Source organism: Paenibacillus sp. J22P169 (genome assembly GCF_059691995.1).
In genome coordinates, this window is the sequence record NZ_JCAUAO010000023.1 from 1 (window position 1) to 11574 (window position 11574).

Sequence of the window (11574 nt, forward strand, 5' to 3'; positions counted from 1 at the left end):
CATTATATCGTTGTCTTGATTCGCTCATGGACAGACACCTCTTAGTTAATAGTTAAGGTTATTATTACTTCTACACTAAGAGACGTCCACTATTAATTCTAAGTGCATTTTGGGCGCTATTGTAACATTCCCGACGCTCACGCGCAGCAATAAGACCTCAAAAGGGTCTTATTCAAACCATGACAAGCCGCAAATTTATGCTATAGTAGAAGAAGTGAATTATGAAAACGCTTTATAAATTTCCCTCTAATCTCATAACATCCAGCCTTTCAATCATCCCACCTTGCAAGGAGGTGTTCCATGTTCAATATCCGAGCCAGGATGAGCACCATCTACTCACGGATCCTCTTGTTTAACATCTTGCTCGTGATCATCCTTTCATTAGTCCCGCAGCTCATCTATATCCATTATTTCTCGAATGCGTACAATCAAGAGATTAACCGACAGAGTACACAAGACGTCAGCAAGTTGAAATATGCCGTAGATGAAACGATTCTCGATCGCGTTATTCGCTTGGTGAATATTTATTTCTCGGATATTCCTAGTAATGAAGTGCTCGCGTATCCGCTCACGCACGATATTAGCGGCAACGGCTACAAGATCGCTGAAGTTAGCAACTTTTTGACGGATATCCCTTACAAGCTGAACTTCTTACAATCCGTTGAAGTGTGGTATACAGCGGGGAACGTGTACATTAATGATAAATATAGTTCGTATTTGGATTCGGCAGGCTCCCTCAAAAGCTTGGATGAAGCATGGATTAATGTTCTGCGTACCATGACCACCCCGAATCGGTGGCTGCCCCCTCGTGTAACCACGCCATCGAATACGTCGGTGATCACCTATCTTTCAAATATTCCGCTGATTGATAGCCTTGCGAATCGACAAGCTGTAGTCGCCATCAATATCAAAGAGAGTGCTATTCACAATCTTATCCAATCCTCTCCGACAGATGGAGAAGTCTTATTTATTGTAGATGAGACAGGAAAAGTGCTTGTCCATAGTGACAGTCAATGGGTTGGTCACAATTTTAGCCAGAAGGATTACATCACGACGCTCCTGCAACATCCAGAGTCCGGTACTTTTGAGGCATCGGTGGACGGTGTTCAAAGTGTCGTTTCCTACGCCAAGTCCAAATATAACAACTGGAAATACGTGTCTGTCATTTCGATCGATACGTTGTATCAAAAATCGAAGCAGCTCAAGCATTATTTGCTGATCACCACGATCGTCCTGCTCACAGTAAGCTTGCTTTTCTCGATCTATATGACTCATTGGGCCAATAAACCGCTTCGCAGCATCATTCAAACGATTCGCAATCTGGGAAGTTCTGATGGCCAAGAGAAGCAGGCGAAGAATGAATATACGATGCTTCATCAGGTGATTGATCGGGTGTCGAATACCATCACCGATTTGAATCATCAAATGGAGACGAATAAGCCGATCATTCGCGATAAATTTATTATGCGACTACTGCATGGTGACCTGGATCAGACTGATCCACAAGTTGCAAACATGGAGAAAACACTTCAGCTTCATTTTGACCGCGATAAAACAGCTTGTATGGCACTCAAGGTTTTCGGCACAGAAGGGATTGGCCTGAAGAACGAGATGATGATCCAATACAGTATGCTGCAGCATGTGGAAGAGCTTGGTGATTACTGGCTTTGTTCGACCATGGATAACGCAGGCCATATTATTGTGCTACTCAATTATTCTCACGCTTTGGATAAGGAGAAAATTCACAGCAGCATCAGCCAGCAGATGAAAGGGAAATTTGTGCTCGGCTTCGGCTCTGAATACACCCATGCCTACACCAACATCGCACAATCCTATACGGAAGCATGCGAGTGCTTGAATTACGCCTTCATCATGCCAACGGAGTCATGTATTTCTTATGAAGACCTCGCTATCGCGCAGCGCAAAGATCATGGAAGTGGACTGCAAATTATCGAGCAGCTTTCTGTTGCTGTACGTAATCGGAATCAAGAAATGGTGTTTTCGATTCTGGATATATTGCGCAAAGCACTCGTTTCGGGCAGGTATCACATTGATTATTGCCGTAATACGGTGTTTGATGCGATCTCGATCATCCGTACAACCGCCATTTCGATGGATATCGATCTAGAGCGATTCCTTGGTTATGACATTCGGGATTATGGGCGGAAAATGGACAATGTTGCTGATTTAACGGACTGGCTCACCGGTGTAGCTGTTCAAATCATGGAGTACCACACCACCGATGTGACCGATGATGACCCTGGTACTGCACTGGAACGTCAGATCCTCGCCTACATTGAGCAAAATATTTATAACGAAATCTCCTTGTCTTCCTTGAGCGAAGGCATTCATATGAACTCCAGCTATGTGAGTCGGATCTACAAATCGGTCATGGGATCGAATTTCTCTGAGCATTTGGCTGGGATCAAAATGAAACACGCCGAAAGCCTCCTCCGAGAGACGGACTTATCGATTAAAGAGATCGCAGCGAAGCTCGGCTATACGAGCCCGCGTTATTTTGCGAATGTGTTCAAAGAGAACTTCGGATGTACCCCCAAGAGCTATCGGGATAGCCTCGAAAGCTAGTCCTCCCCACGAGAGCTGCGATGCACTATGCATGGCAGCTTTTTCGTTCCCGGCAAAGCAAAAAAAACAACACAAGTAAAAAAGTCTGTCATTCCGCTGCAGAAACACAGCATAAATCAGCGATTCTCAACAAGACGTAAAAAAAACAGCACGCCAGTAAAGTTATTGGGCGTTGTCGATCTCCCCGCATAGGCCGTACGATAAGGGCATCAAATCGCACACAAGATTTCGGAACAGGAGGCATGGAATGGAAAGTAACGCAATCATTGCAGCACGAGAAGTGAAGGAGCGCGTGCAGCCGCAACTCAATAAAGAACGTGCAATCAAGCTATATTGGAAACAAAAATACTTTTTCTTCATGTTAATTCCCGTCATCGCCTACTACCTCATCTTTCACTATGCCCCCCTATATGGGATTGTCATTGCCTTTCAAAATTATTATCCGCTGAAAGGTGTTTCAGGTAGTGAATGGGTAGGGCTAGAACATTTTAAGGAGCTATTCACGGGGTTGTATTTCTTACCGGTACTAAAGAATACCCTTATTATCTCCACGTATAAATTGATTTTCGGATTTCCGGCACCGATCATTCTCTGTCTCATCTTAAATGAGGTTCGCCTTGTTTTCTTCAAAAAAGCTGTCCAGACCATCACCTATTTACCGCATTTCATTTCCTGGGTAATTCTCGGTGGGATCGTAATCGAGTTTCTCTCACCAACCCGCGGATTGATCAACGCCATCATCATGGAGTTTGGCCATAAACCGATTCTCTTCGTCACAAGTGAAACGTATTTCCGGTCCATCCTCGTGCTTTCCTCCATATGGAAGGAAGTCGGTTGGTCAACGATCATTTACCTAGCAGCGATCACAAGTGTGGATCCTGAGCTGTATGATGCAGCGGATATGGATGGGGCGGGGCGACTTCGAAAAATATGGAACATCACGATGCCCTCAATTATGCCGGTTGTGACGATCATGTTTATTTTTGCGGTAGGCGGCATTATTAATGACGATTTTGATCAAATTTACAACTTGCTGAATGCCTCTGTTCTCTCGGTTGGGGATGTTATTTCCACGTATACGTATCAGATTGGGCTTGTGAAAGGCGATTACAGCTTCGCAACCACAGTTGGCTTGTTCAAAAATATCATTGCCTTCTTTCTAATTCTTCTCACTAATTATGTCGCTAAGAAAACTAATGACTATTCCCTATGGTAGGTGATCGCCGAATGGCAACGAAACGCAAGAAAAAGAAACGAACCTTTGAAGATAACGTCGTAGATACGATTGTCTATGTGACGCTTATCCTGCTAAGTGCGCTGACGATTATTCCCTTCATGCAGGTTGTCACGGTGTCGATGAGTCCGCCAGAAGTCGTAAGCAGCTACGGCATCCACTTGATTCCACTTAAATTTGATTGGGATGGTTATCGCAAAATTCTGGCGTATCAGCAAATCTGGACCGGATACCAGAATACAATCGTTCGAGTCATTCTAGGTATCATCGTCTCCATGACGTTAATGATTCTAGCGGCCTATCCATTGTCCAAAAAGAATTTGGTGCATCGCAAGTTTTGGACGATTTTCATGGTATTTACGATGTTTTTCAGCGGTGGATTGATTCCCACGTACCTCATCGTCAAAGGCGTCGGTCTCTATAACAGCGTATGGGCGCTAGTGCTGCCTGTCGCAATCAATACCTTTACTATGCTGATTATCCGCAATTACTTCATGTCACTCCCTGAGGAAATTCAAGAATCAGCACGCATTGATGGGGCGAACGAATTCGTCATTTTAACGCGCATCATATTGCCGATTTCGATCCCAATCCTCGCTACAGTGGGGCTATGGACGATGGTCTATCATTGGAATGAATGGTTTAATGCCATGATTTATCTCAAGGATTCGAAGAAAGCGGTTCTGCAACTAGTGCTGCGCAAAATTATGTTCGAAGGCTCCGAGCCGCAAGCTGTTGAGGCAGCCAATACGATCTACGCCAACACCGACACGATGAAAATGGCTGCACTCATGGTATCCCTGATTCCACTGCTAATTGTATACCCGTTCCTGCAAAAGTACTTCGTCAAAGGTGTCATGATTGGCTCATTGAAAGGTTAACCCCAGCCCCCTCACAGGGGATGGTTCACTAACATACATGTCTAGGAGGGTCTAAAAATGAAGCGAAAAGCAATTCGTCATGTAGGCAGCTTGGTGAGCGCAGCTTTGTTAGTAGGGAGTTTGGCGGCATGCAGCAGCGGCACAGAGAGCAGTACGACAAGTACTCCAGCACCAGCAGCTACTGGTACGACGGCAACTGCAGCAGCTAAGAATGACACACCGGTCACAATCGAGTGGGCAGGCTATAACATCAACGATGTCGCGCCAGATGCGAACTCCGAAGTCTTGCAGGAATTGTCCAAACGCTTTAATGCGAAAATCAATGTCTGGACAGCGGATTCACAGAAATACAGCGAAGTGTTCAACGTCCGCATGGCATCGGGAGAAATTCCGGATATTTTGAGGCTGAAGGGCTTCGAATTATCCAAACTCGTGGACAGCGGGGTAGCAGCGGAAATACCCGTGGATACGATCAAGCAGAAAGCGCCTAACTACTACAAATTAATCATGGACAATGACACCTCAGGATCTGCCTTCCGCTCCAGCATGTACAAAGGCAAAAACTACGGATTATCCGCTTTCCAATTAGACGGTACCTATCCGACCAGCCTTGTATGGCGCACCGATTGGCTCAAGAATGTTGGCATCACCAAATTACCTGAAACGTTAGCTGAGTTTGAGGATGCGATTTACAAGTTTACAAACAATGATCCTGATAAAAATGGCAAAAAAGACACGTACGGTCTCTCCAGTACGGCGATGCAAACGGTGCTAGGCGCCTTCGGGCCGATCCCGACGGATGTCATCAAAGGCACGACACCTTACTCAGCCCTTTGGTATACCGTGAAGGATAGCAAAGTGACGATGGATGCGATTCAACCTGAAATGAAAGAAGGCCTTAAGCTGCTGGCCAAATGGTACAAAGACGGCGTCATCGATCCGGAATTCGTAACCGGTGAGAATAAGGGCGGCTATTGGGCGACTTCCCATGCCTTCATTAACAATCGCGTAGGTGTAACAGGTAACGTTATGTACTATCACTGGACGCCGCCGCTTACTGAAGGAGATAAAGGTGGAGCGGTTTATCAAGAGTTCATCAAAGTGAAGCCAGACGCCAAATACGATGAAACCTGGTCTCTCGGCAAAGCGATCAAAGGACCTGACGGCAAAGCATATGGCGCAAACATTTGGGGTTATAACAACGAAACCCTGGTGATTACGAAGAATGCAGCGAAAGATCCAAGAAAGCTAGATACTATTTTGAAAATGCTGGATACACTGGTCACCGACAAGGACTATTACATGTTGGCTAACTATGGTGTGAAAGACAAGGATTATGTCATTAACGCAGACGGCTCCGTCGCTTCCAAGCTCAAAAACCCAACTGAAACAGCACAGCGCGGTGTGGGTACCTTTGGGATGTATACGAACAATCCGGATGTGGTGAAGCAGATATTCAAAGCCAAATATGTCGTTGCGGATAAAGTGAAAGGCACAGGCACTCCGCCATCTTACCTGCCGAGCGTAGAGGCTTCCGGCAAGTTCACAGCTGATTTACAGAAGCTGACGACGGAAAATTACATCAAAATCATTACAGGCGAGCAATCCGTTGATTCCTTTGATGAGTATGTCAAAAAGGCAAGATCAGCCGGTGCTAACGAGATTGAGAAGCAGTACACCGAAGTTATTAAATAATGAGTAACCATTGAATCGAAGACTGTCACATTCGTAGCCAAACTGCAAATGAGGCAGTCTTTTCTTTACCCCGACAAGGAGGAGGAACTTAGCAAAATGAAGCTGACAGATTTCATCACCATTTCCGATGTGAAAACTCATATTTTAGGCAAAAGTATGGAGGGACGCATTTTGCCAGCACTGTGTGATCGCGAGGCTTGGGCGAGCGTACCCGATGCCTTACAGCAAGCATGGGTTACACAAGCGGAGTCGTATCTAAACTACGAATGGCCAGTTTTGCGTGCTACTACATTCATGGCCTACTTCGAAGAGGGAAGCCGAAAGCCGTACGATTCGGTTGAAACAGAAAGACGAAATGCGCTTTGCACACTTCTGATCGCAGAATGCATCGAAGCCAAGGGCCGGTTCCTTCGGGAGATCACGAACGTCATTTGGCTCTTTTGTGAGCAGACGACGTGGTGCGCGCCGGCTCATCATTATTTATCCCTTCGATCCGAAGATGTTCTTTCTGACTCGGAAGAACACTTGTTCGATCTATCCGCAGGTGAAACCGCTGCATTGCTCGCTTGGACATCTCACTTGCTTAAGTCGCCGCTAAATGAGATCTCTCCCCTCATTAGAGCACGTATTCATGTGGAGTTGGAGCGGCGAATAATTGCTCCTTATACCAATCGGAATGATTTCTGGTGGATGGGCTTTGGCGAACGAGAAGTTAACAACTGGAACCCGTGGTGTAACGCCAATATGTTGACCGTATTGCTGCTGCAAGAGATGGAGCCAGAACGGAAGTTAAAGCTTTTCGATAAGGTGCTGCGTAGTTTGGATAGGTACTTAGAGGTACAGTTCGAGGATGGCGGATGTGATGAAGGCTCATCGTATTGGGCAAGAGCGGCCGGAATGCTGTTGGTCAACCTTGAGCTGCTATATCGAGCATCGGACGGTGTACTGCAGGTCTACGACCAACTGTTAATTAAAAAGCTAGGACAATTCGTCTACAACATGCACATTGATGGTCAGTACTACGTTAATTTCGCAGATGGCTCCGCGATTGCTTCACAGGATTACAGCATGATCCACTTGTATGGCTTGCGCATTAAGGACGATCAGCTGCGCGCATTGGGGCAGATTGGCTTCCGAACCTATCAAGTACCTGATCGCAGAGGGAAGGGGATTTCATTTTTCCAAGAAATGAATAGTCTGCTTAGCTGCGTAAGTATCCAAAAGGAGGCAGACTTAGCTCCACCTCTGGTCCAAGACGTGTGGCTTCCGAATCTGCAAGTGATGGCTGCAAGGCAATCGCAAGGCTCGATTCAAGGCTTATTTGTGGCAATCAAAGGCGGACACAATGATGAAAGCCATAATCATAATGACATCGGCCATTTCGTGGTTTATGTGAACGGGATGCCGTTCTTAATTGACATTGGGGTGGAGACATATACACAGAAGACATTTAGCCCACAGCGATATGAGATCTGGACGATGCAATCAGGCTATCACAGTGTTCCGGTTATTAACGGCTTTGAGCAAAAGGAGGGTCGTTCCTTCCGCGCGGAGGAAGTCACGTATATGCACAGTGAGGCCGCTGTCTGTTTTGGGATAGAACTAGCAAGTGCTTATCCGGCTGAAGCGGGTGTGCGGAACTGGCATCGCAGCCTAACGCTGCAAAGAGGGCCGAACCCAGCCGTTGAGCTGAGAGAATCGTGCTTGCTTTCCGAACCTACCGATCAAGTGCTGCTTCATATGATGTCCAGCCAACTTCCTCAGCTTCAAGATCAGGGGCGCATCCGTTTGCAGGATAGCGAGAACAATCAGTTACTGCTTCAATATGACAATGAGCAATGGGAAGCAGCTTTCGAACACATCACCGTTACAGACGAAAGCTTGACGCGGGTGTGGGGCGACAAGCTGTACCGCATCCAATTTAAACTCCGTCATGCTGTTCAGCAAGGCGATTGGGTGTTTCGAATGATCGAGCAGGAACAATAGGAGCAATTAATCCAAAAACGTTCATGAAGGAGGGGAATAATGAAGCTAATAATGAAGCTAATAAGCGTGATCATCTTACTTTTGTCTATCTTTATGACTGCAGGCTGCTCTGAGTGGCAAAATCATTCGTTAGCAGGTCCCGCTTACACCACTGTCGCTTATATCAATGATGTACCAATAGATGAGCTTGAGTTTCAGCTTTTCTTAAATGATGCAAAGGCTCAGACTGCTGGCTACTTTAAGAAAACGTATAATGCGGATGACGCATCCTCCTTCTGGACAACGAGCTTTCAGGGGGAGGTCCCGATCGAGAAAGCCAAGCAACTAGCGCTTGACCGGTTGAAAGAGGTTAAGGTTCAGCAGCTTTTAGCCCAGCAATACGGCCTTATTGATGCTGAAGATCTTAGCTATGCAGCCTTTATAGAGAGTTGGGCAAAGGAAAATCAACGCAGGGAGAAGGCCATCAAGAATAACCAAGTCATCTATGGTCCTAAACAGTATGACGAACGCGGCTATTACACTTATATATTTTCCAACTTGGTATTGAAAGTGAAAGCCGTATTTCAAGACCAGACAGCATCGAAGGGAGGTGATAGCGCCAGTAGTGGCCTAACAGAAGATCAACAGCAACGCGCGCTGGACACAATGTACGCAGAGAAAGTGAAGCAATTGATGGATGCTGCACAAGTGAGGCTTGTAGACCACGTGTTTCAAGAAATGAAGGTACAGTAACATTTATTTTTTGTTGGTCTAGTCTCTGTAAGCGCTTATATTCGAAGGTAGAGGAGAATGATTGATGAGAAACTCAAAGGCATTTCGATTATGTCTATCGGTCAGCCTAATTTTTACACTCCTATTGTCGGTCGTATTATCGATGCCAGCACTAACGAGCACGACGTATGCGAACAATACCACTTACTATGTCGATTCGGCAGGTGGCAGTGATAGCAATAATGGGTTGAGCACAGGTGCAGCCTGGCAAACGTTAACCAAGGTCAACAGCACGACCTTTTTGCCTGGGGATAAAATCCTTTTCAAATCAGGCTCTGTCTGGACGGGACAATTGCACCCGCTAGGTTCTGGAGCCTCGGGGTCCCCCATCATCATCGATAAATACGGCACAGGGAATAAACCTATTATTAATGGGAATGGATTAACAGGGAGCACGGTGTATTTTTACAATCAGCAATATTGGGAATTGAATAACTTGGAGGTTACGAATACATCCGCTTCAGCAGGTGATCGTTATGGGGTGAAGGTTGAAGCACACGATGTGGGAACCTACAATCATTTCTATATTAGAAATATGTATATTCACGATGTCACGGGAACGAATACCGATGCTTTGAAAGTTACGGGAGGTATCTATGTCCTTGTATCTGGAACCGCTGTAAGAACCAAATGGAACGACGTTCTTATTGATGGCAATACCATTGAGCGCACGGATCGCACAGGAATTAGCAACGGCAGTTCCTGGGGGAACAATGACGGGGCAGGCAACTTCGAGCCATACACGAATCTCGTGATTAGCAACAACACGCTGAATGATATCGGCGGAGATGGGATTGTTATGCGCGCTTCTATTAATGGTTTGATTCAATATAACGTTGTTAATACAGCCCATGCACGGGATACCCATTACAATGTGGCGATCTGGGCGATCAATAGTACGAATCCCGTCATGCAATATAACGAAGCTTACAATACCAAAACAACGAATGACGGCCAAGGCTTTGACTGTGACTTTAACTTGACTGGCTGTACGGTTCAGTACAATTACAGTCATGATAATGAGGGTGGCTTCCTGCTCGTGATGGGAAATGGAACGATTCGTAACGACAATATGATCGTTCGATATAATATTAGTCAGAATGACCGAGCGCGTATTTTTCAGTTCAACAGCGGTTACACGCCTTTGAACAGCCAAATTTATAATAATACGTTCTACATCGGCTCAGGTTTGAGCACGAGCATTACAACAGGGCTGGCCGGAAGCAATCCGATCTATTTCAAAAATAATATCGTATACAACGCAGGTAGTGGCGGCTATTCCGTCAAAGCGAATGATGTGTATGATTACAACGTTTTCTATGGTAACCACCCAGCTAGTGAGCCAAGTGATGCGCATAAATTAACGAGCGATCCACTTTTGGCTGGAGCAGGTAGCGGCGGCATTGGATTAAGCTCGGTGAATGGTTATAAGCTTGGAACAGGTTCACCTGCCTTGTCTTCAGGGATTCTAATGAGCAGTAATGGAGGCAAAGACTACTGGGGCAACACCGTCTCATCGTCGACGTCACCGAATCGCGGTGCGTACAATGGCGCTGGTATCGTCCTGACGGCCCCGAATACGTGGATAGCCATAGACGACGCTAATGTGAGAGATGGTACCTACGCCACAACGAACCAAGCTGGAACAACGGCTGTTACGGTTGATACGAAGAACGACTTAACCAGCTACAAACGCGATGGCTATTTTAAATATGATTTCAATAGCTATAGCGGGTCTGTGACTGCGGCAACAATTACCCTTAAGCCCATTGTAGCTGCAATGAGCGGTATTCAGAACGAGGTCGCACTCGTTAGCGACAACACATGGACAGAAGGCGCCATCACTTGGGATACAAAGCCTTCTTCTAGCACCGTGTTAGGTACGTATACAATCGTTGCCGGCACGTCGATTACCATTAATGTAACTTCTCAAGTACAAGCGGCCATGTCTACTGGCAAAAAGCTCTCCATCCGCGTGTACAGCACGTCACCAGTAAATTCAAATGGGAATGTATCCTTTGCTTCAAGCGAGAGTATCACCAGCACGGATCGGCCTAAATTAACGATTACACCGTAAGCAGCAAAAGCGCTGAGTGCTCGGACGTAGAAATCGACAATCCGTGTCGTGAAGTCTGGGCATTTGGCTATCAATTTTAACGAATAATTATTTTTTGAATTGGAAAAATAAAACATTGCTATGTGTTTGCAATCCATGCTATATTATCACTCCGGCCAAGAAACAGACAGGCTGGCAACGAAAAAAAGAAATAAAAAAAGAAATAAAAAAAGCTTGCAATTAAAAAATGAACATGGTATATTACTTCTCGCTGCTTCGGTAACACGGCAGTGAGCGAAAGAAATTGATCTTTGAAAACTGAACAACGAGTGAGTAAGCACAGTCGAGTAATCGACTATAAAAGA

At 45.7% G+C, this 11574-nt stretch carries 7 protein-coding genes; all 7 read left to right on the forward strand.

Annotated elements, in window-relative coordinates:
• The first annotated feature begins 300 nt into the window (after positions 1-300).
• Positions 301-2586, forward strand: coding sequence for a helix-turn-helix domain-containing protein (locus tag AC58QG_RS36275; protein WP_497366791.1), 2286 nt, complete (start codon positions 301-303; stop codon positions 2584-2586).
• Positions 2587-2833: 247 nt separating this feature from the next.
• A complete protein-coding gene (locus AC58QG_RS36280; protein WP_497366792.1) occupies positions 2834-3802 on the forward strand; it encodes an ABC transporter permease in 969 nt (322 codons plus the stop codon).
• 11 nt (positions 3803-3813) lie between these two features.
• Positions 3814-4701, forward strand: a complete 888-nt coding sequence (locus AC58QG_RS36285; protein WP_497366793.1) for a carbohydrate ABC transporter permease — start codon at positions 3814-3816, stop codon at positions 4699-4701.
• A gap of 57 nt (positions 4702-4758) precedes the next feature.
• Positions 4759-6396, forward strand: coding sequence for a type 2 periplasmic-binding domain-containing protein (locus AC58QG_RS36290; protein ID WP_497366794.1), 1638 nt, complete (start codon positions 4759-4761; stop codon positions 6394-6396).
• Between the two features lie 96 nt (positions 6397-6492).
• Positions 6493-8382, forward strand: a complete 1890-nt coding sequence (locus tag AC58QG_RS36295) for a heparinase II/III domain-containing protein (protein WP_497366795.1) — start codon at positions 6493-6495, stop codon at positions 8380-8382.
• A 39-nt stretch (positions 8383-8421) separates the two neighbouring features.
• On the forward strand, positions 8422-9114 hold the full coding sequence (locus AC58QG_RS36300; protein WP_497366796.1) for a hypothetical protein: 693 nt from the start codon (positions 8422-8424) through the stop codon (positions 9112-9114).
• A gap of 64 nt (positions 9115-9178) precedes the next feature.
• Positions 9179-11230 carry a CBM96 family carbohydrate-binding protein gene (locus AC58QG_RS36305; RefSeq protein ID WP_497366797.1) on the forward strand — a complete coding sequence of 684 codons (2052 nt, stop codon included), beginning with the start codon at positions 9179-9181 and terminating at the stop codon, positions 11228-11230.
• Positions 11231-11574 lie beyond the last annotated feature (344 nt).